Below are 26,569 nucleotides of genomic sequence, written 5' to 3' on the forward strand. Positions count from 1 at the left end.
CGGGCGGGCGCAGGCGACTCACTTTTGTCTCCGCCTGCCGGAGCGACCCCATGGGCGAGATGGAGGAGCTGACGGTAGTCGAGTGTACACGCTGTCCCGACCTCGCCGAGTGCCGGAGCCGGATCGTCAACGGCGTCGGGCCGGCGGACGCGGACCTGCTGTTCGTCGGCGAGGGGCCCGGCGCGAACGAGGACGACCAGGGCGAACCGTTCGTCGGCCGGAGCGGCACGGTACTCGACGACGCGCTCCGAACTGCCGGACTGGCGCGCGCCGACGTGCGGATCACCAACTGCGTACGCTGTCGGCCGCCGGAGAACCGCGACCCGCGGGCCGAGGAACTGGCCAACTGCCGTGAGTACCTCGAACGGGAGATCGACGCCGTCGATCCGACGGTGATCGTCACGCTCGGGAAGGTCCCGAGCGAACACCTGCTCGAACGGGACGTCGCCGTGACCGGCGAGGCCGGCGACACGTTCGACTCCCCCATCGCGGGCGAGCCTCGGACCGTCATGGTGTCGGTCCACCCGGCGGCGACCCTGTACGACCGGAGCCAGGAGGCGACCTTCGAGGAAACCATCCAGCGCGCCGCAGACCTGACCGGCTCGGGCGGGCAGTCGACGCTCGGCTCGTTCTGACCGTCCGTGGCGCTTCGCGCCACGCCCCGCTCACTTCGTCGCCGGCGTGGTTCGAGAGAGCTTTGCTCTCTCGTCGTCACGAAATGCGGCTCGCGCCTTTCGAACGACTACGCGCCGGCTGCCAGCGGGATCTCCGGTCCCGCCCTGTTCGCGGGAACACCGAGAGAGCAAAGCTCTCCCGAGCTCCAGCCTCGTTTCACTCGGCTGGAACGGAACTGACTTGGCCCGGACCCCCCAACCGTCGCTCATGAGTACGACCCAGACGGCCGCCGAAGTGGTCGTCGTCGACTACGGGTTAGGGAACCTCCGGAGCGTGACCCGCGGGCTGGAGCGCGCGGGCGCGTCGGTCGAGCTGATCGAGGAACCGGCCGCCGTCGACAGCGCCGACGGCATCGTCCTCCCGGGCGTCGGCGCGTTCAGCGAAGGCATGGAGAACGCCGGTCCCTTCCGGGCGGCCCTGGCCGACGCCGCCGACGAGGGAACGCCCCTCTTCGGCATCTGTCTCGGGATGCAGATGCTCCTGACCACGAGCGAGGAGGCCGACCACGCGGGCCAGGGCGAGGCCGAAGGGCTGGACCTGATCCCCGGGACCAACCGGCGGTTCCACGGCGACCAGAAGGTGCCCCACATGGGCTGGAACGAACTCGACGTGCAACGGGACCACCCGCTGGTCGACGGCGTCGACAGTGTGGGATCGCAGATCCCACGGGCAGACGGAGTCGCCGAAGGCGGCTCCGTCGACGGGGAACACGCCTACTTCGTCCACTCCTACTACGCCGAACCCGAAGCCGACGAGGCGGTCGTCGCGACGACCGACTACGGGCTGGACTTCCCGAGCATCATCGCCGACGAGAGCGGGACGGTCTTCGGGACGCAGTTCCACCCCGAGAAGTCGGGGGAGACTGGGCTGCAGATTCTGCGGAACTTCGTGGAGATCTGCGCGGAGGAGTAGTTCGCCGTCGTGGTTGCGAGCGGTAGCGAGCGAGCTCTACGTCTCCGACGTCGCCAGCGGGAGCGAGACGGTGACGGTGTTGCCGTCGTCGTCGGACTCGAAGCTGATGGTGCCGTTCGAGAGGTCGACGACCCAGTAGACGAGCCAGAGGCCGAGGCCGCTGGTGTGGGTGACGCCGTCCATCTCCTCTTCGCCGGTCAGGACGCGGTACTCGTAGTCGGGGATCGGGGGGCAGCTGTCTTCGATCTCGACGACGCCGCGGTCGTCGACCTGGCCCGCGGTGACCCGGATCCACGGTGACGCCTCGGCGTGTTTCGCGGCGTTGCCGAGCAGTTCCTGTATCGCGGTGCCGATCTCGCCGATCGCACAGATCGGCAGCGACGCCGGGAGGTCGGTCTCGATGTCGGCACCGGGATAGTGATCCGTGACCGTCGCCACGGCCTCCTCGATGGCGGTCGTCACCTCGATCCGACACGGGGTGACGGGATCGGTGAGCAACTCGATGGTCCGGCGCTGTTTCTCGGCTTTGTACAGCAACTCCTGGGCCGTTCGCTCGATGGCACTGGCGTGGGTCGGCGGGTCGTCCTCGGGATGTTCGGACACGTACTCGGCGTGGCCGATGACGGTGTTGAGGTCGTTGCGGAGGTTGTGCCGGAGGATGGTGTCGATCACGCGCAACTGTCGCTCGCGGCGTCGCCGGTCGGTCACGTCGCGTGTGAATCCGACGATCCGGACGACGTCACCCGCCTCGGAGATCGGTTCGGCCTGGACCCAGACCCAGCGGCTGTAGTCGTGCCTCCGGTTGACGCGGTACTCCATGTCGACCGACTCGCCGGCCGAGAGGCGGGCCATGCCGTCACGGACCGCCGTTCGGTCGTCGGGGTGGACTGCGTCGAGGAAGCACTGCGGATTCGCTCGGACTTTGTCGGCCGACTGGCCGTAGATCGGCTCGTACGCCGCGTTGAGAAAGAGCAACTCGGACCAGTCGGCGGAGAACATCCACAGCACGTCGTCGGCCTTGGCGGCGAGTTCCTCGAGACGCTCCGCGGTCTCGTCACGCTCGCGTTCGGCCTGGATCCGTTCGGTGATGTCCCGTGAGCTGACGATGTACCCCTCCGGATCGGTGAGTTTGGCGATCCGGCTCTCGAGCCACATGTACGATCCGTCACCGGTCCGGTGACGGTACTCGACGGTCCCGTCGTACTCCCGGCCGGCCACGACCCGCTCGAACCGCGAGAGGACTTGTTCGCGGTCGTCGGGGTGGATGTGCTCGAAAGCGTTCTCGCCCTGGAGCTCATCGGGCTCGAACTCGAGAATATCCGTTGTCGCTCGGTTCAGGTAGCGGAAGGTCCCCTCCTCGTCGAGAACGACGATCTTGTCCCGGGCGTGCTCGAGCAACGCCTCCGCGGGGCCGGGCCACTCCATTGCTCGAAACAGAGGGCCGACGATCAAAAGGGTGCTGGCCGATCTCACGCCGGTTCGGCGCAAAAAAAGACCGAATTAGTAGAACGCGATGGGGCCCGTCTCGGCACTCTCCTCGTCGGTGACCTTCTCGCGGGCGTCCTCGAAGTCTTCCATGCGGACCTCCGTGCGGCCGTCGCGGATGGCGAACATCCCGGCTTCGGTCGTGAGACTGGCGAGTTCGGCACCGCTGAAGCCCTCGGTCTCGGCGGCGATGGCCGCCAGGTCGAGTTCTTCGGCGAGGTTGAGATCCGACGTGTGGATCTCCAGGATGCGCTCGCGGCCCTCGGCGTCGGGTTCGGGGACCTCGATGAGGCGGTCGAAGCGGCCAGGGCGGAGAATCGCGCGGTCGAGCATGTCGAAGCGGTTGGTGGCGGCGATGATGCGGATCTCGCCGCGATCCTCGAATCCGTCCATCTCCGAGAGCAACTGCATCATCGTCCGCTGGACCTCTGCGTCGCCGGAGGTCTTGGACTCAGTCCGCTTGGCCGCAATGGCGTCGATCTCGTCGATGAAGATGATGGCGGGTTCGCGTTCGGAGGCGAGCTCGAACAGGTCCCGGACCAGCCGCGCGCCCTCGCCGATGAACTTCCGGACGAGCTCGGAGCCGGCCATCTTGATGAAGGTGGCGTCGGTCTCGTTGGCGACCGCCTTCGCGAGCATCGTCTTCCCCGTGCCCGGCGGGCCGTGGAGCAGGACGCCGCTGGGCGGATCGATGCCGACTTCCCGGAACTGCTCGGCGTTGACCAGCGGTTCCTCGACGGCCTCCCGGACTTCGCGGATCTGCTCGTCGAGGCCGCCGATGTCCTCGTACACCACGTCGGGGCTGTGGTCGACCTGCATCGCCTGGGCGCGGGCGTCGGTCTCGGCGTCTAGCAGCGTCTGGACGGAGAACGAATCGTTGATAGCCACCCGGTCGCCCGCTTCCAGTTCCTCGCGGAGGTTCGGCGACACCTCCGTGAGCACCTCTTGGTTGTTGCCGTGCTGTTTGACGATGACGCCCTCCTCGGTGACCTCCTCGGCCGTGGCGATGTACAGCGACGACGTTTTGAGCGTCTCGTTTTCCCGTTCCAGTCGGTCGACCTCGCCACTGAGGTTGTCGCGACGCTCCTCGGCCGAGTCGAGTTGGGACGATAGCTCGTCGTTGACCTGTTCCAGCTTGATAAAGTGCTCCCGCAACGCATCCAGCCGCTCTTCCGGAGACATCTCCGGATCGAGATCGAGGCGCGGCCGGTCCGGGAGCGACGGACTCCGGGACATCTGACTGTCGGTGCTAATGGGTGCTCGTAAAAGGGCCTTTGGGTCGCGGCCATCTTCCCTCACCGGGGTCGGACCCGTCCGAGTCCGTCGATTTCCGGCCGTTCAGGTCAGGTCTGCGAACTCGTCGAGGTAGTCGTCGTAGACGTTCAGGGCCGACTCGACGGGTTCGGGCGAGGCCATGTCGACGCCCGCACCCCGGAGCAGTTCCAGCGGGTACTCCCGGGACCCCTTCCGGAGGAAGTCGACGTACTGCTGGGCCGCCGGTTCGCCCTCGTCGAGAATCCGGTCGACCAGCGCGACCGCCGCCGAGATGCCGGTCGCGTACTGGTAGACGTAGAAGGCCCGGTAGAAGTGGGGGATCCGCATCCACTCGCGGGCGATCCGGTCGTCGATCTCGGCGGGTTCGTAGTAGTCGCCTTTCAGTTCACGGTAGAGCTCGTCCAGCCGGTCGGGCGTCAGCGCCTCGCCGGCCTCCGAGAGTTCGTGGGCGCGGTGTTCGAACTCGGCGAACATGGTCTGACGGTAGAGCGTCGACCGGAACCGTTCGAGGTACTCGTTGAGGACGTGCCGCCGGAGCCGTTCGTCCTCGACCGTGTCGAGCAGGTGGTGGGTGAGCAGGGTCTCGTTGACCGTCGAGGCCACCTCGGCCACGAAGATCTCGTAGCCCGAGTAGACGTAGGGCTGTTCCTCGCTCGTGAACTGGGTGTGCAGGGAGTGGCCGAGTTCGTGGGCCAGCGTGTACATCGAGGACACGTCGTCCTGGTAGTTCATGAGGATGTACGGCTGAGAGTCGTAGGTCCCGCCGCTGTAGGCCCCCGACTGCTTCCCGTCGGTCTCGTACACGTCTACCCAGCGCGATTCCAGACCCTCCGCGAGCCGGGACTGGTACTCCTCGCCCAGCGGCGCGACGGCCTCGACGACGTACTCACGGGCCGCCTCGTAGGTGACTTCCGGGCTCTCGCCCTCGACCATCGGGACGTAGAGGTCCCACATCTGCAACTCGTCTGCGCCTATCGAGTCGCGCTTCAACTCGGCGTGACGGTGGAGCTTGTCGAGATTCTCCCGGACCGTGTCCACGAGGTTGTCGTACACGTCGACGGGGATGTTCGGCCCGTCCAGTGCGGCCTCGCGGGCACTGTCGTAGTTGCGGGCGTTCGCCAGCTTGCTGTCGGTCTTGACGCTGTTCTTGTAGGCCGAGCCGACCGCATTTCTGACGGTCTCCCACTCGTCGTAGAACTGTTCGTAGACGTCCTGCCGGAACTCGCGGTCGGGCTTTTTCTGGAGCGTCGTGAAGTTGTTGAGAGTGATCCGTGTTTGCTCGCCGTCGGGCGTTTCGACTGCGGGAAACTCCATATCGGCGTTGGCGAGCGTGTTGTACACCTCGCCGGGCGCGCCCGTGACCTCGCCCAGTTCGGCCAACAGGTTCTCGATCTCGGCCGAGCGGGTGTGTGCCTTCATCCGCAACACGTCGTCGAAGTAGTGGTCGTAGACGCCGAGGTCGGGTTCCTCGGCCACCATCGCCTCGATCTCCTCGCGGTCCAGGTCCTGGAGCTCCGGTTCGATGAACGAGGCGGCGCTCTGGGCCTCCGAGGACAGCGACTGGGCGCGGGCCAGCAGCGCCTGATAGTGGCCATCCGTCGTGTCCTCGTCCTTGCGCATCCGCGCGTACGAGGCGACGTTCGAGACGGTCCGCATGATCTCCTCGCGGAGTTCGAGCACGTCGAGCAGCGTCTCGGCGTCCTCGGTCACCCGCCCCTCGTACGCCTCCAGGTCCGCCAGCCGTTCTTGCACTTCCTCGAAGGCGTCCTCCCACGCCTCGTCGTCGGCGTAGAGCGCCTCCAGGTCCCACTTGTGTTCCTCGTCGACGTCGCTTCGTTCGGGAACCGAACTCATTGCCTGTAGTACGTGTCGACGCGAAGTAAGCCTTTACGCGCCGGCCGGGCCTGCCGGCCCTCCCCGCCGCGGCAAGCCTTTGAGGATGCCAACCGAAACCGGCCCATGGACATCGACCGGGCGCTCGGCCGGGCCTGGCGCGACGACGCCCCCTGGGACCTGCTGACCCGACTCTGTGAACTCGACGACCGGCTGGGCGGGCACCCGGGCGAGGCCCGCGCGGCCGAACTGGTCGGCGACGCCCTCCGTAACGCAGGGGTCAGGGACGTCGAGACTCGCCCCTTCGAGATGGCTCGGTGGACGCGCGGCCGAACCGATCTCGCCGTCAGCGTCCCCGACCGCGACCGCGAACGCGCGTTCGAGGCCGTCGCCCTCCCCTACTCGCCGGCCGGGGAGCTGGACGCGCCGCTGGTAGACGTGGGCCACGGGACGCCCGCAGAGATCGAGGCTGCCGACCTCCACGACTGCGTCGCGCTGGCGAGCACGGGCACGCCGGCGGGGGCCGACCGGCGAATCCACCGGATGGAGAAGGTGGGACAGGCCGCGGACGCGGGTGCGGCGGCCTTCGTCTTCGCCAACCACACGCCCGGACAGCTGCCGCCGACCGGCGCGCTCCGGTTCGGCGACGCCGCGGCCATCCCAGGCGCCGGCGTCAGCGCCGAGACGGGCGACTGGCTCCGGGAGTACGCCGCCGACGGCGCGTCGGTGTCGCTCTCGGTCGCGGCCGACACGGATCACGGGACGAGTCGCAACGTCGTCGGCCACCTGGGGCCCGACACCGACGAGTCGATTCTCCTCGTGGCGCACCTCGACGGGCACGACGTGGGCGAGGCGGCCCTGGACAACGGCTGTGGTGTCGCGGTCCTACTCGGGGCGCTCCGGATTCTCGGCCACGTCGAGAGCAGTCTCGGAACGGGCGTCGTGGTTGCGGCCGTCGGGAGCGAGGAACTCGGCCTGCTCGGGAGCGAGGCGCTGGCCGCGGACCTCGACCCTGGCCGGCTCCGGGCCGTCGTCAACTGCGACGGCGTCGGCCGGTACCGCCGACTCCGCGCGCTGACCCACACCAGTGACGCCCTGACCGACCTCGCGACGGGTGTCACAGACGACCTCGGTCACCCGCTGGAAGTCAGCGAACGCCCCCACCCTTACAGCGACCACTGGCCGTTCCTCCGCCGCGGGGTCCCGGCGATCCAACTTCACAGCGAGCGTCCCGACGACGAGGGGCACTGGGAACGGGGCTGGACCCACACCCGCGCCGACACCCGCGAGAAGGCGGACGTGCGGACGATCCGCGAACACGCGATGGTCACGGCCCTGCTCGTCCGGCAACTCGCTCGCGACGGCCGAGCGCCGCCCGGCGTGGACCCCGCGGCCGTCCGCGAGCGCCTGGTCGAGACCGGCGCGAAGCCCGGGATGGTCGCCGCCGGTATCTGGCCCACCGACTGGTGACTACTCCGCCGACTCACTCCCGACGCCGGCGACCAGATCGTCGGCTACACGTGCTCTCGTCGTGTGCCTGACGCGGCGCTCCCGGAAGATTTCGCGTGCACTCGCGGCGGCCTCGGGGTCGCGCTCGAAGGTCAGGTCGGGGTAGGTCACGTCGGTCAGCACTAGCGGTTCGGGCGGCGCGGCCGGAACGCCCGCCGGCCCCGGGAGTGGTTCGGACGCGAGGACGCGGTCGACGGCACCCGGGCCGCGCTCGCCGTGGGCGATCTCGTCGAGCAGGGCGACCAGCCGGCGGACCAGCTGGCGGGCGAACCCGCCGGCACGGACGCGTGCCACGAAGTAGTCGCCGTCCCGGCTGATGGTGCCCTGGAGGTCTCTCACGGTGCCGTTCGCGTCGGGCGTCAGGTTGTGGAAGTCGTGTTCGCCACGGAGCGTGTCGAACGCGGCCGTCGCGCGCTCGTCGTCGACGGACTCGGGTGGCGCGTGGAGGTGGTAGACGTATTCCCGACGCGTCGCGTCGTGGGTGGCGTGGAAGCCGGTCGGTGCGTCGGCGACGGCCCACACTCGCACGTCGGGCGGGAGTTCGCTGTCGAACGCCCGTGGGGTCAGCCAGCCGGGCGCGTCGAAGGCCACGGTCTGGGCGACCGCCGACACCCCGGCGTCGGTCCGGCCCGCGGCCGCGTAGCCCGGCGGCGCATCCGTCTCGTCGTCCAGCACGTCGAGGTCGCCCAATGCCGTCAGCAGCGTGTCAGAGACGGTGGGTACGTCGGGCTGGCGCTGGAACCCGTGGAACCGTCGTCCGTCGTACGCGACCCGGTACGCGCGCATGGCTCGTGCGTGTTCGGCGAGGGCCATGAGCGTTTCGACGGATGCCGCGACTGAACGGGTCCGCCGAACTAAGTACCGGCCGCTCGAAGCGGGGGGCATGTATCACGTGTTGCTCGCGACGGAGGACGAACCCGCACCGCTCGTCGAGACCGTCACCGACCTCCCCGCCGATCCCGGGGAAATCGATGTCACCGTCCTCAACGTCTTCGAACAGTTCGAGGTTCGCGACGAGGCCGAAGCCGTCTCCTCCGAGGCCATCTACGACGAAGACGACGTGCCCGAGAGCGTCACGGCGGCCGTCGACGCGCTCGAAGCGGCCGGCGTGACCGCCAGGGTCCGACACGAGCACGGTGATCCCGCGTCCGTCATCCTGGAGACCGCGACCGAACTCGACGTGGACGCCATCGCCGTCCACGGCCGGAAACGGTCCCCCATCGGCAAAGCCCTGTTCGGCAGCGTCACGCAGGCCGTCCTCCTCGACGCCGGCCGACCGGTCTTCGTCGCGACCGAGGGCGGCAACTGACCCGGACACGAAACCCATGTTAAATATTTCGACCGTTCAGTTTATCTCTTAGTGATATTTTTCACGAAAACGCATTACAGCAACGGTGTGGGAATCGGTGCAAGTGTCGGCAATCCGGCGGAATGCACCGCCAGGGCCACCGCTTTATACCACCCTCCGGTCACAAGCTGGGGATGCAATGCGCCTGAACACCCGAACTGGTTCGCTGCTACTGGCGCTCGCGGTGGTCCTCACCGCGACGGTGCCCGCAGCGGCGGCCGCGAACACGGACGCACAGATCGAGAACGAGACGAACGGCGACGCGTCGGCCGAAGCCGGTACCGAGGTCGCGGTGACGGCGTCCGGTAGCGCCGACGCGGACGGCGAGGCCAACGGCTCGGCGGCCGTGGCCGTCGACGCCTCGGCGAGCGCGAACGGTGACGCCCGCGCGGACCGCGGCGAGGCCGCCGCCGAGGGCTCGGCCGACGTGAGCGCCGAGGGCAAGGTCGTGTTGCCCTTCGGCATCGTGATCGACCTCCCGTTCCAGGGTAGCGCTCAGGCCGACGCGAGCACCAACGCGAGTGCGAGCGCGGACGACGGTGACGACAGCGACGAAGGCTTCGTCGCCACCGTCCTGAGCCTGTTCGCCAGCGAGAACGCCGAGGCCAACGCCCAGGGCGACGAGAACGCCAACGCGGCGGGCAACGCCGAGGCCGATCTGGAGGCCGACGTCGATGCGGACGCGAACGGGAGCGCCGCCGTCGACGACGCCCGCGAGGACGCCCGCGACGAAGTGACCGAGGAACTCGACGAGTTCGACGAGGAAGCCAGCGAGGAGATGGCAGACGCCAACGACGAACTGAGCGAGGGGGTCGACGATCTCCAGGACGAGATCGAGGACTGACGACGCTCCCCCCACGCAAGCACCCGAACCAACACCCACCCGACTCCCCACGGGACCCACCCGAACCCCATACACATGTCCCGCCCTGACACTCCCGCTGTCGCTTTTGCTGCCCTGGGGTCCCGTTCGCGGTTCGCATCCGAAGATAGATTACGATCACTCGACCTATCCACGCACGGACGGAATGAGACGAGCATCCCGGTGGCTGCTGGTCGGCCTGGCCGTCGTCGCCGCCTGCTGGCTCTGTGCCGGTCCGGCGGCGGCTCAGTCCGCCGGCGCGGACAACGAGTCGCTGTCGCCCGACAGCACGCTCATCCGGATCGACGCCGGTGCCGACGGGTCCGCCGCCTGGGAGATCCAGTACCAGTTCTACCTGACCGAACCCGGCGAGAGGGAGGCCTTCACCTCCTATCGCCAGGACATCGAGGCGAACCGCTCGACCTACGTCGAGGCCTTCGCCGCCGACATTCGCCCATCGGTCCGGCAGGCCGAGAACGAGACCGGCCGGGAGATGGCCCTCTCGAACGTCACGGTGACGGTTCGCCGCCAGCGCCTGGCCCAGTCGACCGGCATCGTCACCTACCGGTTCGCCTGGTCCGGGTTCGTCGGCGGCAACGACTCGACGCTCCGGATCGGCGACGCCATCAGCGGCTTCTACCTCGGCCCGGACACACGGCTCACCGTCGCCTGGCCCGACGGCTACAGCCTCGACCGGGTGACGCCCGACCCGACCGAGACCAGGCGCGACCGGGTCGCCTGGACGGGCGAACTCGGCTTCGGCTCGACGGCACCACGGATCGTCGCCAGCGAACCGGCCGACGCCGACCCGGCGACCGCCGGCGGGGTCCCGCTGCTGGCGGCCGGCGTCGCCGTCCTCGTGGTCGCCGCGTTCGGGGCCGCCGGCGTGCTGTACGTCCGCAGACGGCCGACCGACGGCTCGGACGGACCCGGCGACGGGGCGACCGTGGCCGAGTCGACGGCCGGAACTGCCAGTCCGCCGGCAGGGACAGCCAGCGACGACGGCGACACCGCCGACGGCCCGTCGGCGGACCTGCTGAGCGACGACGAGCGCGCACTGTCGGCCATCCGCGACCACGGCGGCCGGATCAAACAGCAAGAACTGGCCGACGCCTGCGACTGGGGCGACTCGAAGACCAGCCGCGTCGTCTCCCGACTCAGGGACGACGACGAGATCGAAGTGTTCCGCCTCGGCCGCGAGAACGTCATCTCACTCCCGGAGGAAACCCATGACTGACAGCGCACACATCCGACTCTCGAACCGCCTGCGCCCCCTCGTCGCCGCGGTGCTGGTCGTCTGCCTCGTCGTCGGGGCCGCCGTCCCGGCGGCCGGCCTGCTGGCCGATTCCCCGACAGCGAATTCGGCGGCCACCGACGGTGCGGAAAGCACCACGACCGCGAACGGGGCGACGGCCGCCAGCGCCGACGCCGCCCGGACCGGCGATTCCGGCGACAACGAGAGCGACGCGAACGTGACGGCGTCGGCCGGGGCCCGACTCGCCGGGACCATCGGGACCCAGCAGTCCGAGGTGGCGGGCCAACTCGAAACCCGGACGCTGGTCGTCAGGCTCGGTCGCGCCGACTCCCCGGATGAGCGGGCCGCGGTGCTGGCGGTGCTGGAAACACGCGCCGACGCCCGCCTCGCCTCGCTCCGTGAGCGTCGCGAACGGCTCCGATCGGCCGCGGGCAACCGTTCCGTCTCGGCCGGTGCGTACGCCTATCTCGCGGCCACCGTCTCGGTCGAAGCGACCGTGAACCGGCAACTCGCCGACCGCGGCGAACGCGCCACCGCGGACCTCCCCGACGCCGTCACGGCCGAGTACGGGCTCTCCGCCGAACGGTTCCGAACGCTGGCCAACCGCTCCGACTCGGTGACGGCCGAACTCCGCCGAGACCTCCGGGTGCTCGGTCGCTCCCTGGTCGCCGACGAGGTGGTCGACGAGATCGACGGAGCGGAGGCGGCCGACGCAGAGGACCTGCTGGAGGGACTCAACGAGACCGTCGACCCGACCAACCGGACCGACTGGCCGTTCGACGAAAACGACTCCACGCTCGGCGACGCGCTCGACGACCTGGGCGAGGACAACGAGTCGCTGGATCTCGACGACGTGTTCGAGGACGAACCCTCCGAGTCCGACGGCCTGCTCGACGGTGACGGTACCGACGGCAACGAGACCGACGGGAGCGACGACCCGTTCGGCGGCAACTTCGACGGCAACCTCGACGGCAACCTCGACGGCAACGTCACCGACGAGGACGGCCTCATCGACGGGACCGACGGGATATTCGACGACGACACCGAGACCGCGACAGACGATCCGTCCGGTGACGACGGCATTTTCGACGACAGCACCGGGACGGTCGACGAGGAAGAGACGGGAGACAGCGACGAGTCGACCGACGACGGCCTGTTCGACGGCTAGAAGTCGTCGAACGTGGGTCGGTCGTGGTCGCCGGGGAATTCCGTCAGTGGGACCTGTTGCTGGTCGCCGGAGGCCATGTCCTTCACCGTCACCGCGTCGTCTTCGAGGTCCTGCTCGCCGACGATGACGACCGTCTCGGCGTCCACAGAGTCGGCGTAGTTCAGCTGGCCGCCGAAACTCCGGTCGGAGAGGTCGGTCTCGACGACGTGGCCGCGCTCGCGCAACTCGCGGGTGATCCCGGCCGCCACCTCGCGGGTGTCGCCGACCTGCAGGACGTAGTAGTCGGTCGTGAACCCCTCGTCGGGCCAGACGCCCGCTCGCTGGAGGAGGAGTGAGAGCGGCGCGAGGCCTGGCGCGACCCCCACAGCGGGCGTGGGCTGGCCCCCGAAACTCTCGATGAGGTCGTCGTAGCGACCGCCGCCGAACACCGACCGGGAGACTTCCCCGGTGGCGTCGAAACACTCGAACACGACGCCCGTGTAGTAGTCGAGCCCGCGGGCGGTCTCCAGCGAGAGCGTGCAGTACTCCCGCGCGCCGAAGTCGTCGGCCACGTCCAGCACGTTCTGGAGGTTCGTCACCGCCGCCTCCACCCGGTCGGTCCCGGCGAACTCGATCAGTTCGTCGAGATTCTCCTCGTCGGTGTCCAGCAGGTCGTCGAACTCGGCGGCCTGGTCGTAGGAGAGGCCCGCCGCGACCAGCAGGTCGTGGTACTCGTCGTCGTCGATCTTCTCGGACTTGTCCACCGCGCGGATGGCCTCGCGGGTGTCCACGTCGGCGTCGAACGCCTCCAGCAGGCCGCCCAGAATGTCGCGGTGGGAGACGCGGAACTCGAACTCCGCGCTCGTCAGACCGAGGTTCGTCAGCGCGTCGGCCGCGAAGGCGAGCACTTCGGCGTCTGCGTCCGGCTCGGCCGACCCGAAGATGTCGACGTTGGTCTGGTAGAACTCGCGGAACCGACCCTGCTGGACCTGCTCGTAGCGCCAGAACGGTCGCGTCGAGACCCACTTGATCGGTTTCGAGAGTTCCTGTTGCTTGGCGACGACCATGCGCGCGACCGTCGGCGTCAACTCGGGGGTGAGCGAGACGTCGCGGCCGCCCTTGTCCTCGAAGGCGTACAGCTCCTCGACGATCCCCTCGCCGCTCTTGTCGACGTACATCTCGGTGCGTTCCATCGCCGGCGTTCCGATCTCGCGGAAGCCGTACCGCTTCGCCGTGGCCTCCAGCGTGTCGATAACCTCTCGCCGGGGCCCCATCTCCGCGGGGTAGAAATCGCGAAAGCCCTTCAGGCCGTCGTACATGTGCCCCGATTTGGGGACCCCGCGCTTGAATCTGTCCGTTACTGTCGGTCGGACGTTTCGAGACTCACGTCCGTCGTATTGGCCGCGTCGGTCCCGTTCACGGCAGTCCCGTTCGAAGTTCTCGATGTCGTGACTGGACGGCTCGGAGAGACGGTGACCTCCTGCGGGCCGTCGACGACGACCCGGACTGCATCCCAGGTCGGATCAGTCCTCGTCTCGGTCACGACCGTCCCGTCGACTGTGACCGACAGCAGCAGGTAGTAGTTGTGGTCAGTGACCGAGAACACCTCTTCCGCCTGGCTGGATTCGCCGGGGCCGAGAGACTCGGTGACTGGACCCTCGAATTTGTAACACTCACCCGTCTCCTCGGATCTCGTACACTCGACGCCGACCCGATGGTCGGATGCGTCCTCGTTTCGGATCACCAGATCCTCGTCTTCGGGCGTCGGCAGAATACACCCGGCCAGCGAGGCGGCCACGGCGACGCCCCCCAGTACCGTCCGGCGGTTGACCATAGACCCCTCGTCCGACGGGTTGGAATATGTCTTCTGGTCAACTGGTCTCTCGAAGTCCCACCACTCGCGTTCAGCGAAGCAAGAGCTATTTCGCTGGAGCGACGACTGTCGCCCGATGAGTACCGGAACGAACGAGCCAGCGAGTACGGACATCTCGCTGACCTACGAGGACGGGTCGTGGGTCGCGACTGACGAAGACCGGGGGGTCTCTCGACGGGCCGAAACACGCCGGAAGGCACTGGCGGCACTGGACCGGGCCATCGCCGATGATCAAGAATTGGCGACCGGTGCAGAAGACCCGTTCCTGCAAGCTCCAACGTTCGCGAGCGGGCGAGGGGACGGTTCTGAATCCGTCGACGCGACGATTGCAGACGAGGCCGATCCCGACGAATGAGCGGTCCAGGGGCGCACTCTACGCAAGGTTTGATACTGACGACCAACACCACGACGACGCAGTCTACGTGTTCGAGAACATCGCGGCTGGAAATCTCGTCTATCGACCGCTCTACGTCAGTACGTTCGTGCTTTCGGAACTCGCGACGTTGGTCCTTCACAACAGCGGCCCTGAACAGGTCCCTGCCGTCCTGAACAGTGTGTACGATTCTTCGCTTTTTACTGTCGTCCACCCGGACGAATCCGCGCTTGAAGTGGCACGAAAGGCGACTGACCGTTACGACGATCAGGAAATCACACTGGTCGATCACTTGACCGGCGTGCTCGCTGAAAACCGTAGCGTCGAACGCATTTTCGGGTTCGACAGCGATTCCAGAACGCTCGGATTCACGCTCGCACCGGCTGACACCGGTGATTTAGTCGAGTCCTGAGAATTCGTCCGCTCAGTCGCTGTCCCGAAGCCCCACCACCCGCGTCTGGTCGTGCGCGGGAAACACGTCCTCGATGGCCCCGTCCTCGAACTCCTCGCGGATCAGCGCCCGCAACTCCGCCTCGTAGTCGCCTTTCTGGATCTCCTCGCTCGGGCCCTCCTCGACGAGCAGCGTCGCGTCCACGAGGTCGTCGACCGCGCCGCGACCGAACCCCGACAGCGGCGCGATGTAATCCACGTCGTGGCGGTCTTCGAGACTCTGTGCCTGCGCCCGCGAGACCGTCGGCACCCGATCGTCGCGCCGGGTCCCGTCCGCGACAGCCGAGAAGGACTCCGCCGCCACGACTTCGAGAACGTGATCGTGCACCTCCTGGATGCCGTTGCGCGGGAAGCCGTCCTCGACCATGCGCGCGGCGGCCTCACGGGCGACTGCTTCGTCCAGCTCGACCGTTTCCAGTGGAAAGCCCACGGCTTCGGCGGCCTCGCGGGCGTGATCGGCGGCGTCGGTGATCCCGAACGTCGCCGACACGAGGGTGACCTCGTAGAACGGATCGAGGACGAGCGCGGCCAGCGTCGAATCCTTGCCGCCGCTGTAGAGGACGCCGACGTCCATCTACCGGCGTTCGATGTCGAAACTCTTCGAGTCGGGCTTCAGCTCCGAGAGGAGGTCTTTCATCTTCTCCTCGTCGATCTTGCCCTGGATCCGCCCGCTCCGGGCCAGCGCGATGACCTGCTTTTCGACCTGCTCGCCGAACTGGGGCTTGGACATCTTCACCGTGTTCAGCCGCTTGCGTGCCCCGTCGGTCAGGTGCTGGCGGAGCAGCGCTTTCTTCTGGGCTTCGGCCTGCTGGCGCTGGGCCTCCTGGGCCTCACCGCCGCCCTGTCCCTGTTGCTGCTCGCGCAGTTTCTCCATCTTTTCCTGTCGCAGCCGTTCGAGTTCGTCGTCGTCGGGCTCGCCACTCATGACTACCCGACAATTGCTCGGTCAGCCGCAAAACCCTAACGGACCACCTTTTTACTGCAGGGGGATTCGCCGGAGGCGAACCCCCCTTGCAAAAACGTGGGCAAAAAAGCGCGAGCGCGACCGCTGGTCGCGCTCGCGTGATACCCGCGAGTGACCGCAGGGAACGAGTGGGTGCTCGTCAGAGCGAAGCTCTGACGGTGACCCCGCATCCGGCGGCGGATGCTCGTCGCCCCGCAACCGCCACAGCGACCGCTACCCGCCGAGAGAAAACTGAGAAGATCGGCTTACGCGTACCGTTCGAGTTCCGGGCGGTCGAGGGCTTCCAGAACCTCGCCCGCGGTGTCGTCGAGCAGACTCATCCCATCGGGGGAGACCTTGCGACCCTCACCCTGGGCGATGTTGATGTAGCCGGCGTCTTCGAGCTGCTGGAGCGCGGTCCGGATGACCTTGCCGGAGCCGTCCGTGCTGTTCGGCGGGCGGACACGGTAGCGGGTCGATCCCTGGGTGGAACTGCCGTACTCGGTGCTGAGGCGTTCGACGCCGACGGGGCCGTCGACGGCCACCTTCCGGAGCAGGCTGGCGGCGCGGCGCTGCCAGAAGTCCTCCTGCTCGGGCGGGAGTTCGCGTCCAGTGCCGGTCTTGGTGTAGCGGGCCCAGTCGGGTTCTGTCACGGCCTCTTCCTCGGCGAGCTTCTCGGCGACCGCCTCGATGAGATCCTCGGCGGGCACGTCGTAGAGCGTCGTCATTGCATCTCCGTTCCGCGTGGCGTCATAAAAGCGCATCGTTAGCGACCCGTCGCAGCCGTCACTCGGAGTTCGCCCGCCGCTTCCGGCTCCGCTGTGTCCAGATGGCGGCCGCGACCCCACCGCCGGTGATCGTCGAGAGCCAGTAGGTCGCGGCGCGGTGGATGAAGACGGCGGCGAACGCCGTCGAACCGGGGATGCCGGTCGTCGCCACGAGGAGCGCGGCGAACGCCGCTTCGATCCCACCGAGCCCGCCGGGCAGCGGTGTCACCCCCGCGATGGAGCCGATCGGGATCACGACCATCACGGCGGCGAACGGGACGGTGACCCCGACCGCGTACGTGGCCACCCACAGCGCACCGGCGAGCGAGACCCAGCCGGCCAGCGAGAATCCGAGCGCGAGGACGATGGTGCGGCGACTGGCCGCCACGCGGTCGATGGCCTCGAAAAAGCCCTCGATGCGGCGCTCGATGACGCCGGGTTCCACCGGCTCCCGCCCGGGTATCAGACGCCCGACGCCGCGGATGACCGGTGTGAGAACCCGCACGACGGCCGCTTCGAGTTCGTACCGGTAGCGCCAGCCAAGGAAGGCGGCGAGGGGCACCGCCGTCGCGAGGACGGCGACGGCACCCGCCGCCAACAGCAGGTTCCGCCCCAGCGTCACCGTCTGGACGGCGATGTAGCCCAGCCCGAGCGTCGCCAGGCCGATGGAGGGGACGAAGTGGAGCGCGTCGACCGACGCGATGGCCGCGAGCCCCGTCTCGTACTCGGTGTCGGCCGACTCGGAGATCAGCAGCGCCGACAGCGGTTCGCCGCCGGCCTGTCCGAACGGCGTGACGTTGTTCGCGAACATCGCCGACGCGAACACGAGCACGGCCGTCGGAGCGCTGACGGGGGCATCGAGTGCTCGCAGAACTGTGTGGAGCGCCATCCCCCACATGGTCAGCCAGCAGACCGCGACCGGGACGACCAGCAGTGCGATGGGGAGACTGGCGGAGCGTAGCGCCTGCAGTGTCTTGTCGATGCCGACGATCCAGAAGACGATCCCGAGGACGACGATAGCGGCGGCGAACCCGAGGGCCGTCGCTCCGCGCTCACCGTCCATATCTCGCCCGTGGACCGGTCACCGCTTGAACCCACCGACTCCGCTCCAAGGGGTTGTTTTCTTAACGAGCGGGTACGATGCCCCCGTATGGACGAGCGGGCGGCACTGGCACTGCTGGCCGACGATCTCCCCGCCGCGGGCGACGACGCGGCCGTCGTCGGCGAGCAGGTCCTCACGACGGACATGCTCCACGAACGGACGGACTTCCCTGCCGGCACCACGAGGTACACCGCCGGCTGGCGGGCCGTCGGCGCGTCGCTGTCCGACGTGGCCGCGATGGGTGCCGAAGCCACCGCCGCCGTCGCGGTGTACGCCGCCCCAACCTTCGATCCCGAGGAGTTGCGCGCGTTCGTGCGTGGCGCACAGGACGTGTGTGCCTACGTCGAGGCCGACTACGTCGGCGGCGACCTCGACGACCACGGGGAGTTCACCGTCGCCACCACCGCCCTCGGCAGGACGACCGACCCCGTCCGGCGCTCGGGTGCCGAGCCCGGCGACGCCCTCTGCGTGACGGGGACGCTCGGTCGGAGTGGGGCTGCCCTCCGTCTGTTCGACCGGGGCGACCACGAGTGGGCCAACGAGCTCTTCCGGTTCACGCCGCGGGTCGTCCCCGGACTGGCGATCTCCTCGTCGGCGACGGCGATGATCGACTCAAGCGACGGGCTGGCCCGGTCGCTCCACCAGCTCGCCGACGCCAGCGACTGCGGGTTCGCCGTCGAGACGCCCCTGCCCATCGACGACGCCGTCGACGACGTGACCGACGGCCCCGCCGACCGCCGCGAACTCGGCGTGTTCTTCGGCGAGGACTTCGAACTCGTGTTCACCACTCCACCCGACAGTCTCCCGGGGCTCCGGGACGTGTGTGGCGTGCCGATCAGCCGGATCGGGACCGTCACCGACGACGAGGCGGTCACCCTCGACGACGTGGACCTCCCCGACCGCGGGTACACACACGGCGAGGAGTGAGGACGATCAGGCCGTGACGGGGACGGGCGTGAAACAGGTCAGGCCGATCAGGAACGTGACGACGCCGAGCGCGAACCGCTCGCGGTCGATCCCCTCGTCACTGATCGGCGTCGTGGGCCCGGCGTAAGCCAGGCCGAGCGCGAGCGTCCCCCAGAGGAACCAGACCAGCGTCACGTCGCCACTCCGGGAGAGCAACTGGAATGCGCCGAGGCCGAACAGCGCGGCCGGCACGGCGGCACCGATGGTCTCGGTGCGCTCGCCGAACATCGCGCGGACGACGTGGCCGCCGTCGAGCTGGCCCACCGGGAGCAGGTTCAGGAACGTCAGGAAGGCACCGAGCCAGCCGCCGAAGACGACGGGATTGAAGATCAGCTGGGGGTCGCCGTAGACGAGTTGCTGGCCGGTCGCGGCCGCGATGGCCTGCAACAGGAGCGGGTGGTTGAACTGGACGCCGAAGGGGTTGGTGACCGGCGGGAGGTGGAGCCCGATCACGGTGACGACGACGGTGGCGACCAGCCCTGCCAGCGGGCCGGCGATGCCGATGTCGAACAGCGCCTCGCGGTCGGGTATCCGGCCTTTCATGCGGATGACCGCGCCCATCGTGCCGAAGGGTGGGATCGGGACGGGGATGAAGTAGGGGAGGCTCGCGTCCACGCGGTGGTAGCGACTCATCACGTAGTGACCGAGTTCGTGCGTGCCGATCACGCCGAGGACGGCGGCGGTGAACGGCCAGGCACGGAGCACCGACGCGGGGTTCGCGAAGGCGTTCCCCTGGTACCACAGCGAGCCGACGAACAGCGTGGTCGCCACTGTGGCCAGCGCGAGCGCGACGTTGGTCCAGGGAATCCCGTCGACGCCGACGGTCTGGGGTTCGGCGACCAGCGCGTACGTGCCGGGTCCCGTCGGGCCGGCCGGCTGGTGTCGTCGGAGGCTGATCTCGTACCCGTACTCGCGAAACAGGGGGTGGACCTCGCGTTCCAGGGCGTCGGCGGAGACGGTCGGACGGCCGACGTAGAGGAGCCTCTCGCCGTCGGTTCGGACCTCGTGGACGCGAAACACCGACGCGAACTCCTCGATGGGCGGGCCGTCCCCCGGCGTCCGGGCAGCCGCCATTGACCAGTAGTTACGGGTCGGTACTGTAAAAACCTCGTGTCGGCGGAGTGGCCGTTCGCAGGGCGTCGAACGACCGGTGGCGGGGCGTCGGGCGGGCGTGGTGTCCGATCAGGCGGATTCGATTCGCCAGGTGGTCGCGCTCGTGTACGACCACTTCTCGATCTCCAGTTCGCTGGCGGAGTCTTTCAGCTTCACCATCAGCGCACCGATCTCCTTCGGCGACAGTCCGACTTCGTCCGCGATGAACTTGCTTTTGAAGTACAACTCGCCGTCCTCGGCCTTCCGTGCGAGGAAGGCTTTCAGTCGTTCCTCTTTGCTCGCGGTTTCGTCGTCCTTCTTCGTGGAGGGCTGTGTGGTTGCGCTCATCTTTGACACCTCACTTCGCCCTTCCAACCAGAACCCCATATAAAGGCGGGAACCTTCGCATCACTTCGCCGGTTTTAACGACGCTTTGCGCCTGTTCGTCCGTGAACCGGTGTAAAACGCGTCTTTCAGGACGTTTCGAGAAGGCCTGAGACGTTTTACAAAGCGCTTAGAAGTCGTCAGAGGTGTATCGAAACCTCGTCCCGAAACCCGTCTGACGAGCGTCTCACGGCCGTCGGTTGCCGGACAATGCTGCTGGTTCTATCGTGGCGCGCAGACACGACGCGGCGGCGCGTGCGCGGGTGACGCCGGTGGCTACTCCCGTTCGTGGACCCAGAACTCGTCGTCGACGGTGACCTCTTTCTTGAACAGCGGGACCTCGTCCTTGAGGCGGTCGATGCCGTCCTCGACGGTGCGGAACGCTTCACCGCGGTGGCCCGCCAGGACGACGACGAACACGATGTCCTCACCGTACTCGATGACGCCCGTGCGGTGGTGGAGGAGTACGTCGAGGACGCCCTCGCGCTCCTCGAGTTCGGCCGCGATGGTCTCCATCCGGTCGTCGGCGACGCCCTCGTACTTCTCGAAGGTCAGATACTCTGTGGGGTCGTCGTCGGGGGCGTCCTTTGCACGGACGCGCCCGGTGAAGGTAGCGATCGCGCCCGCTCGGTCGGCTCGCGGGGAGCGTTTGACCCGTTCGACGAGCGATTCGAGTGTCTCGCGGGGTTCGGTCCCGGCCAGCGCGTCGAGGACGGCGTCGACGTCCACGTCGTCGGCTGTCGGTGCAGCGGCCAGTTCCGGGCCGGCGTGGTCCCGGTCGCCCAGCACGACCTGTGGGACCGTGGCGTCGCTGAACCCCTCGACGATGGCGTAGTCGTAGTCCGGGGCGAGGGCATCGAGCGCTTCGTCGAGCGTGCGGTCCTCGCCCGTGGCGAACCAGCCCTCGTCGTCGGTGAGGCCGTAGGTCGTCGCCGCCCCGGCCGCCCGATGGCGTGCGGTGTCCTTGCCGTCGGTGTCGACGTCGGGCGCGTGCGTGAGGTGTTTGACCGTCGCCACACGGCCGCGGTCGATCAGTCGCTCGGCGAGGCGTTCGACTAGCGTCGTCTTCCCCGAGTCGGATGGCCCGACGACCCCGAGTACGTGCATGGATGCTGGTCGGTCCTCCGGGCGCATTAGCGTTCGGTCCGGGTCCGGGAGCGGCGTCCACGACGACCGAGCCCCGACGGCGACCCCGTGCCGACCGATAGGGTCGGCGTGCCGGGAGGATGCCGCCCTCCCCGGGGTTCCCCGAGAGAGGGCACGCCGGGTGGTAGGGTCGGACAGATCTCCCTCGAGAACCGGCCTCTCCCCAGTCTCTCTGGTATTCGATTCGAAAAGAGAGACAGATACAATAGTAAAGGAGAATTGAATGACATTATGGGCACGCAACTCGGGACGGGACAGCACGACGGCAAGAACGGATATACGGTCGCGGTGCAGGCCGTCGAAGAAGCGATCGACAGGATCGAGAGCGACACGGTCGATTTCTGCCAGGTATTCTGTTCGACGCGGTACGACTACGAGGACGTCCTCGACGGTGTTCACTCGGTCGTCGACGACGAGACGGCCGTGTTCGGCTGTTCGTCGTCGGGAGAGTTCACGGAGAACGGCGTTCAGGCCGGCAGCGTCGTCGCCAGCGTCGTCGCCAGTGACGAGATCCGATTTTTCACCAGTCTCTCGACGGGTCTCGAGGACGACCCGCACCGGTGTGTCTTCGAGGCGGTCAACGCCCTCCCCCGGGACGGGAACCCGCAACTGGAGGGGTATCCACACAGAGTGGCCATCAATCTCCACGACGGGCTCTCCGGTCTGAGCGATCAGGTCGCCAGGATCGCCAACGACCAGTTCGACGACAACGTGACACTCGTCGGCGGCGCCGCGGGGGACGACCTCCTGCTCGAAGAGACACACGTCTTCTGTGGCGAACAGTTCGCGACCGACGCGGTCGGGCTGGCACTGCTGGCCTCGAAGAAACCGATCCCGGTGACGGTCAACCACGGTCACACACCCATCTCCGAGCCGATGACGGTGACCGAGTCCGAGGGTGGCGTCGTTCACGAGATCGACGGCGAACCGGCCTTCGAGGTCTGGAAAGAGGCTATCCGCGAATCGGCGGCGGAGAACTACGGGATCGACGTGGACGCGCTCGAAGACGGCTCCGACCAGCTCTCGATGATGCTGGCCCGCTACGAGTTCGGGATCGAATCCGAGCCCCGGGCCGACGATCCGGGCGGACTGCTCGGTCGACTCAAGTCGTTCGTCGAGCGGACGTTCGTCTCGACGAGCGGGTACAACATCCGGTGGCCCGGTATGGAGACGACGACTGCGGGCCCCCTGTCGTTCGCCGTCGCGATGCCCGAGGGAACCGAACTCCGGGTCATGCACAGCGACCCCGACGACCAGATCACGTCCGTCCGGACCGCCGCACGGAACGCCGTCGGTCAGGCCGACGACGGCGACATCGCGGGCGGGTTCGTCTACGACTGTTTCTGCCGGGCCGCGATCCTCGAAGACGAATTCGACGACGCGCTGGCCGCCGTCGAAAACGAGGTCGAGGCCCCGTTCGCCGGCTTCGAGACCTACGGCGAGGTCTGTACGAAAAGCGACGCTCTCACCGAGTATCACAACACGACGTCGGTCGTGATGCTCCTGCCAGCGTAAGTCGCGCGACTGCGCCCGTGCGCGGCCACCGCCCCGGCCGCCGAACCCCACGACCCCGTCCTGTACCCGCCGCTCGTGCCACACAGCGGACGGACCCTCGCGACTGTGCGACCCACGCGGCCCGGCCGGTCCCACCCCGCGCCCGTCTGTGATGATTAAGGCCGTTAAATGAAAATATACCCAATACTTAATCTTCATCGGCTACACCCCACGTTCGTATTATGAAAATCGAGAATTGGAGACGATACGTGTCGTTTACCGAATTACTTTTTGATATTCTAAATCGGAGTTCGCCCGGGGCTGGTGTAGCGTGACCGGACGGGCGACCGGCGTCGCCGATCCGGAGCGTCGTGCGCTCGTGAACGCGCGAGGGGCGCTGAAAGTCGTTCGAACGGCGTCCGTCTCCGTCGACGACGGCCTGGGCGATATCGACGACCGGATGACCACGCAGGCCGAGGAGATGCGCTCGGTGCTCGCGGACGTCTCGGACCTGAGTGCGACGATCGAGGAGATGGCCGCGAGTTCTCAGGAGATCGACGAGCGAACGACTCAGGCGGCCGAAGTGGCGAGCGAGGGGCGCACCGCCGCCGCCGCAGCCATGGAGCGGATGGGCTCTGTCCGTGAGACGAGTGCCGCCGTCTCCGAGGAGATGCAGCGGCTCCAACAGCAGATCGACAGCATCGAGAGCGCACTGGAAAACATCGACGACGTCGCGGACCAGACCAACATCCTGGCGCTGAACGCCTCGATCGAGGCGGCGCGGACCGACGGTGACAGCGACGGGTTCGCCGTCGTCGCCGACGAGATCAAGGGGCTGGCCGCCGAGTCACAGCAACTCTCGGACGACATCGCCACGACACTGGCCGAGGTCCGCGAGGCGACGGACGCCACCGTCGCTCGCCTCGACGAGGCCGTCGACGAGATCGGTGCGAGCGCACGACAGATCGAACGGGCGGCCGACAGCCTGGCCGACGTGGCCGACACCGTCGAGACCACGTCGGAGGACGTGGCCGCCATGTCGGCGACGACCGACGAGCAGGCCGAGGTCAGCGAGAGCGTCGCCGACCGGTGTGAGCGGGCGGCGGAACGGACCGACGCGATCGACGAGGAACTCGCCGACATCCGCGAAGCCCGCACCGAGCAGACCGCGATGCTGGGCGAGATCTCCGAGGCCATCGCCGACGCCGTCCCGCCGCTCGCGCCCGACACCGTGGAAACGGTGCCGACCGGGATCCGCGACCTCGACGAGCGGGTCGACGGCCTCCTCCGTGGTGGCCGCATCGTCCTCCGGTACGACGGGGGCACGGTCGGCGACCTGGTCGCGAGGCTGTGTTCGGCGGCACTCGACGCCGGACTCGCCGTCTCGCTCACGCCGCCGCCGGGCCTCGACGAGGCGACGCTGGCCGAATCGCTCGACCGTCGGCCACGGACCGCACTCGAAACCGACCGGCTCTTCGTCCTCGACGCGTTCGACGACTGGCGGTCGCGCCGGAACGTGTTCGATCTCTCGTCGTCGTCGCTGTCGACGGTCAACGAACGGACCGTCCAGCGCCGTGGCGAGCCCCTGCTCGTCGTGGGTAACGTCGCGGCGGAGATCCGGACGCTGAGCGAACAGCGGGCACGCGAGGCTCGCTACGAGAACGACGCCGGCGTCTTCGACGCCCGGGACACGGTCCTGAACGTCGTCGACGACGGGACCGTCGACGACACCTTCGGCGCCTTCTACGCCGGCGCGGCCGATCAGGTGTTCGAGCTGTCCCGTTCGGCCGGCGAGCGTCGCCTCCAGGTCCGTACCTCGCCGACCGGCGGGGACGGCGCTACCGTCCCACTCCCCGGTCTCGACACCGTCAAATCATGACCGCTACCACACCGGAAGATCGATTCGGCCACCTGTTCACACTCATCGGCGATCCGGTCGTCGAGATCGAACTCGTCGACGGCGAGCCCATCGTGCGAACGGTCAACCCCGCGTTCGAGACCGTGTTCGGCTACGACCGCGACCGGCTACGCGGCGAGTCGCTCAACGATTTCATCGTCCCCGAAGGCCGCGTCGAAGAAGCGACCCGGTTCGACCGGCGGACGGCAGCGAACAAACCCAACACCGAACTGGTGACCAGGGTGACGGCCCGGGGACCCTGTGAGTTCCTCTACCGTGGCATCCCCTACGAGCGAGACGGCGGCCAGTACGCCTTCGCCATCTACACCGACCTGAGCGATCAGCGCCGGTACGAACGCCACATCCAGGTGATCCACCGGTTGCTCAGACACGACCTCCGGACCGATCTGCAGGTCATCATGGGGACCGCGACCCAGGTGGCCGACCGGACGACGGACGACGAGATCGCCGCCCTCGCGACGACCGTCGTCGACCGGGCCGAGCGTCTCGCCAGCGTCGGCGAGGAGGCTCGGACCGTCGAACGACTCCTGCTCGACGAACACGACCCCGAGCCGACGGACGTGGCGGAGCTCTGTCGCAGGGTCGCCGGTCCGCTGGCCCACACCTATCCGGACACGACAGTGCAGGTGTCCACGCCGGACACGCAGTCCGTGGTGGCCGTGCCGCGGCTCCGGGCCGCGCTCGAAGCCCTGCTCGACAACGCCGCCAAGCACGGCGGCGACACCGTCGACGTCTCCGTCCGGCCGTCCGGTGAGCGGGTCGCCGTCGAGGTAATCGACGACGGTCCGGGAATCCCGGAGAACGTGCGAGCCCCCGTGTTCGAGGACAGCGCGATCACCAAACTCCGGCACGGCCGCGGGATCGGGTTGTGGCTCGTCCGCTGGGTGACCGAGATCTGTGGCGGCCACCTCGAGTACGAGCGACACGACGGGCTGACGGTCGTCAGACTGCTGCTCCGGCCGACCCGGACCGACGACCAGCCGCCGCCGGCGGACACGGACCCTACCTCCGTCTCCCCGCTTGACAACCCTTAAGCCGGCAACAGGGCAACCGTGACGTAATGAAAGTCGTCGTCTCTATCGGCGGGAGCGTCCTCGCACCGGATCTCGATCCCGAGCGGGTGCGCGCCTACGCGGACGTCGTCGAGTCGCTGCTGGCGGCGGGCCACCGCGTCGGCGTCGTCGCCGGCGGTGGCACGGTCGCCCGTGACTACATCGCCTCGGCCAGGGAACTCGGGGCCAACGAGATGCAACTCGACCAGCTCGGCATCGGCGTCACGCGCCTGAACGCCCGTCTGCTCGTCGCCGCCCTCGGTGACGCGGCTGCGCCCACACCGCCCGAAACGTACGAGGACGCCGGTGCCGCCTTCCACCGGGGCGACGTGCCGGTGATGGGCGGGGTCGCGGCCGCCCAGACCACCGACGCCGTCAGTGCCGCCCTCGCGGAGTACGTCAACGCGGATCTGCTGGTGTACGCCACGAGCGTCCCCGGCGTCTTCAGCGCCGACCCGAACGAACACGACGACGCGACGAAGTACACCGAACTCTCGGCCGACGAACTGGTGGACGTGATCGCCGACATCGAGATGGCCGCCGGGAGCAACGCCCCCGTCGACCTGCTGGCCGCGAAGGTCATCCAGCGGGCGCGTCTCCGGGCCATCGTGCTCGACGGCACCGACCCCGCGGCCGTCGAGCGCGCGATCCGCGAGGAGGACCACGACGGGACCGAGGTCGTCCCGGGTGATGGGACGTGACCGGCGA

The 26,569-nt window shown here is 68.0% G+C and carries 27 protein-coding genes; 14 read left to right on the forward strand and 13 right to left on the reverse strand.

Going from position 1 to position 26,569, the window contains the following annotated elements; genetic code table 11:
* The first annotated feature begins 50 nt into the window (after positions 1–50).
* Together EAF64_RS16410 and hisH are read left to right on the forward strand one after the other, a co-directional pair.
* Complete coding sequence (locus tag EAF64_RS16410; RefSeq protein WP_129070066.1) at positions 51–635, forward strand: uracil-DNA glycosylase; 585 nt, start codon at positions 51–53, stop codon at positions 633–635.
* Between the two features lie 247 nt (positions 636–882).
* On the forward strand, positions 883–1,587 hold the full coding sequence (hisH, locus tag EAF64_RS16415; protein WP_129070067.1) for an imidazole glycerol phosphate synthase subunit HisH: 705 nt from the start codon (positions 883–885) through the stop codon (positions 1,585–1,587).
* A 36-nt stretch (positions 1,588–1,623) separates the two neighbouring features.
* Here hisH and EAF64_RS16420 read toward each other — a convergent pair whose 3' ends face one another.
* The 3 genes from EAF64_RS16420 to pepF form a co-directional block, all read right to left on the reverse strand.
* Positions 1,624–3,012, reverse strand: coding sequence for a PAS domain-containing sensor histidine kinase (locus EAF64_RS16420; RefSeq protein WP_129070068.1), 1,389 nt, complete (start codon positions 3,010–3,012; stop codon positions 1,624–1,626).
* Between the two features lie 75 nt (positions 3,013–3,087).
* Complete coding sequence (gene pan2 / locus EAF64_RS16425) at positions 3,088–4,308, reverse strand: proteasome-activating nucleotidase Pan2 (protein WP_129070069.1); 1,221 nt, start codon at positions 4,306–4,308, stop codon at positions 3,088–3,090.
* Positions 4,309–4,410: 102 nt separating this feature from the next.
* Positions 4,411–6,201 (reverse strand): oligoendopeptidase F, encoded by a 1,791-nt coding sequence (pepF, locus tag EAF64_RS16430; protein WP_129070070.1) that lies wholly within the window; start codon positions 6,199–6,201, stop codon positions 4,411–4,413.
* 105 nt (positions 6,202–6,306) lie between these two features.
* On the opposite strand from pepF, the gene EAF64_RS16435 reads away from it, so the two are divergent.
* Complete coding sequence (locus EAF64_RS16435; protein ID WP_129070071.1) at positions 6,307–7,650, forward strand: M28 family metallopeptidase; 1,344 nt, start codon at positions 6,307–6,309, stop codon at positions 7,648–7,650.
* Here the strand turns inward: EAF64_RS16435 and truA are convergent, their stop codons facing one another.
* On the reverse strand, positions 7,651–8,475 hold the full coding sequence (truA, locus tag EAF64_RS16440) for a tRNA pseudouridine(38-40) synthase TruA (RefSeq protein WP_129070072.1): 825 nt from the start codon (positions 8,473–8,475) through the stop codon (positions 7,651–7,653).
* Positions 8,476–8,500: 25 nt separating this feature from the next.
* Here truA and EAF64_RS16445 point away from each other — a divergent pair, with 25 nt between their 5' ends.
* The 4 genes from EAF64_RS16445 (at position 8,501) to EAF64_RS16460 (ending at position 12,322) form a co-directional block, all read left to right on the forward strand.
* Entirely contained in the window at positions 8,501–8,998 is a 498-nt protein-coding gene (locus tag EAF64_RS16445; RefSeq protein WP_227739022.1) for a universal stress protein, read from the forward strand.
* Positions 8,999–9,176: 178 nt separating this feature from the next.
* A complete protein-coding gene (locus tag EAF64_RS16450) occupies positions 9,177–9,881 on the forward strand; it encodes a hypothetical protein (protein ID WP_129070073.1) in 705 nt (234 codons plus the stop codon).
* Positions 9,882–10,065: 184 nt separating this feature from the next.
* Positions 10,066–11,136, forward strand: a complete 1,071-nt coding sequence (locus EAF64_RS16455; protein ID WP_129070074.1) for a helix-turn-helix transcriptional regulator — start codon at positions 10,066–10,068, stop codon at positions 11,134–11,136.
* On the forward strand, positions 11,129–12,322 hold the full coding sequence (locus tag EAF64_RS16460; RefSeq protein WP_129070075.1) for a hypothetical protein: 1,194 nt from the start codon (positions 11,129–11,131) through the stop codon (positions 12,320–12,322). The genes EAF64_RS16455 and EAF64_RS16460 overlap by 8 nt, the downstream gene beginning before the upstream one ends.
* Here the strand turns inward: EAF64_RS16460 and hisS are convergent.
* Together hisS and EAF64_RS16470 are read right to left on the reverse strand one after the other, a co-directional pair.
* Positions 12,319–13,620, reverse strand: coding sequence for a histidine--tRNA ligase (gene hisS, locus EAF64_RS16465; RefSeq protein WP_129070076.1), 1,302 nt, complete (start codon positions 13,618–13,620; stop codon positions 12,319–12,321). The genes EAF64_RS16460 and hisS overlap by 4 nt on opposite strands.
* Positions 13,621–13,658: 38 nt before the next feature.
* A complete protein-coding gene (locus EAF64_RS16470; protein ID WP_129070077.1) occupies positions 13,659–14,135 on the reverse strand; it encodes a hypothetical protein in 477 nt (158 codons plus the stop codon).
* Positions 14,136–14,250: 115 nt separating this feature from the next.
* Between EAF64_RS16470 and EAF64_RS16475 the strand changes: the two genes are divergently transcribed.
* Both EAF64_RS16475 and EAF64_RS16480 read left to right on the forward strand, forming a co-directional pair.
* Complete coding sequence (locus EAF64_RS16475; RefSeq protein ID WP_129070078.1) at positions 14,251–14,529, forward strand: type II toxin-antitoxin system HicB family antitoxin; 279 nt, start codon at positions 14,251–14,253, stop codon at positions 14,527–14,529.
* A gap of 67 nt (positions 14,530–14,596) precedes the next feature.
* Positions 14,597–14,959, forward strand: coding sequence for a type II toxin-antitoxin system VapC family toxin (locus tag EAF64_RS16480; RefSeq protein WP_227739023.1), 363 nt, complete (start codon positions 14,597–14,599; stop codon positions 14,957–14,959).
* Between the two features lie 12 nt (positions 14,960–14,971).
* Here the strand turns inward: EAF64_RS16480 and EAF64_RS16485 are convergent, their stop codons facing one another.
* The 4 genes from EAF64_RS16485 to EAF64_RS16500 form a co-directional block, all read right to left on the reverse strand.
* Positions 14,972–15,571 (reverse strand): DUF7411 family protein, encoded by a 600-nt coding sequence (locus tag EAF64_RS16485; protein WP_129070080.1) that lies wholly within the window; start codon positions 15,569–15,571, stop codon positions 14,972–14,974.
* Entirely contained in the window at positions 15,572–15,922 is a 351-nt protein-coding gene (locus tag EAF64_RS16490; protein ID WP_129070081.1) for a DNA-binding protein, read from the reverse strand.
* A gap of 284 nt (positions 15,923–16,206) precedes the next feature.
* Positions 16,207–16,668: a 30S ribosomal protein S19e gene (locus EAF64_RS16495; protein WP_129070082.1), complete on the reverse strand. Its 462-nt coding sequence runs from the start codon at positions 16,666–16,668 to the stop codon at positions 16,207–16,209.
* A gap of 58 nt (positions 16,669–16,726) precedes the next feature.
* Positions 16,727–17,770: a lysylphosphatidylglycerol synthase transmembrane domain-containing protein gene (locus EAF64_RS16500; RefSeq protein WP_129070083.1), complete on the reverse strand. Its 1,044-nt coding sequence runs from the start codon at positions 17,768–17,770 to the stop codon at positions 16,727–16,729.
* Between the two features lie 87 nt (positions 17,771–17,857).
* Here EAF64_RS16500 and thiL point away from each other — a divergent pair, with 87 nt between their 5' ends.
* Complete coding sequence (thiL, locus tag EAF64_RS16505) at positions 17,858–18,736, forward strand: thiamine-phosphate kinase (RefSeq protein WP_129070084.1); 879 nt, start codon at positions 17,858–17,860, stop codon at positions 18,734–18,736.
* Positions 18,737–18,742: 6 nt separating this feature from the next.
* Here the strand turns inward: thiL and EAF64_RS16510 are convergent, their stop codons facing one another.
* The 3 genes from EAF64_RS16510 to EAF64_RS16520 form a co-directional block, all read right to left on the reverse strand.
* On the reverse strand, positions 18,743–19,849 hold the full coding sequence (locus tag EAF64_RS16510) for a site-2 protease family protein (protein WP_129070085.1): 1,107 nt from the start codon (positions 19,847–19,849) through the stop codon (positions 18,743–18,745).
* A 108-nt stretch (positions 19,850–19,957) separates the two neighbouring features.
* The gene (locus EAF64_RS16515) at positions 19,958–20,215 is read right to left on the reverse strand and encodes a DUF7123 family protein (protein WP_129070086.1); all 258 of its coding nucleotides are present in this window, start codon (positions 20,213–20,215) and stop codon (positions 19,958–19,960) included.
* Between the two features lie 312 nt (positions 20,216–20,527).
* Positions 20,528–21,358, reverse strand: a complete 831-nt coding sequence (locus tag EAF64_RS16520; protein ID WP_129070087.1) for a molybdopterin synthase — start codon at positions 21,356–21,358, stop codon at positions 20,528–20,530.
* Between the two features lie 270 nt (positions 21,359–21,628).
* Here EAF64_RS16520 and EAF64_RS16525 point away from each other — a divergent pair, with 270 nt between their 5' ends.
* The 4 genes from EAF64_RS16525 to pyrH all read left to right on the forward strand — a co-directional run bounded on the left by EAF64_RS16525 (position 21,629) and on the right by pyrH (position 26,562).
* A complete protein-coding gene (locus EAF64_RS16525) occupies positions 21,629–22,912 on the forward strand; it encodes an FIST signal transduction protein (RefSeq protein WP_129070088.1) in 1,284 nt (427 codons plus the stop codon).
* A gap of 310 nt (positions 22,913–23,222) precedes the next feature.
* Entirely contained in the window at positions 23,223–24,770 is a 1,548-nt protein-coding gene (locus tag EAF64_RS16530) for a methyl-accepting chemotaxis protein (protein WP_129070089.1), read from the forward strand.
* On the forward strand, positions 24,767–25,843 hold the full coding sequence (locus tag EAF64_RS16535; RefSeq protein WP_129070090.1) for an ATP-binding protein: 1,077 nt from the start codon (positions 24,767–24,769) through the stop codon (positions 25,841–25,843). The genes EAF64_RS16530 and EAF64_RS16535 overlap by 4 nt, the downstream gene beginning before the upstream one ends.
* 26 nt (positions 25,844–25,869) lie before the next feature.
* Positions 25,870–26,562, forward strand: a complete 693-nt coding sequence (pyrH, locus tag EAF64_RS16540; RefSeq protein WP_129070091.1) for a UMP kinase — start codon at positions 25,870–25,872, stop codon at positions 26,560–26,562.
* Positions 26,563–26,569 lie beyond the last annotated feature (7 nt).

The sequence above is a fragment of the Halorientalis pallida genome (assembly GCF_004118325.1).
GTDB classification, from domain to species: Archaea; Halobacteriota; Halobacteria; order Halobacteriales; family Haloarculaceae; genus Halorientalis; species Halorientalis pallida.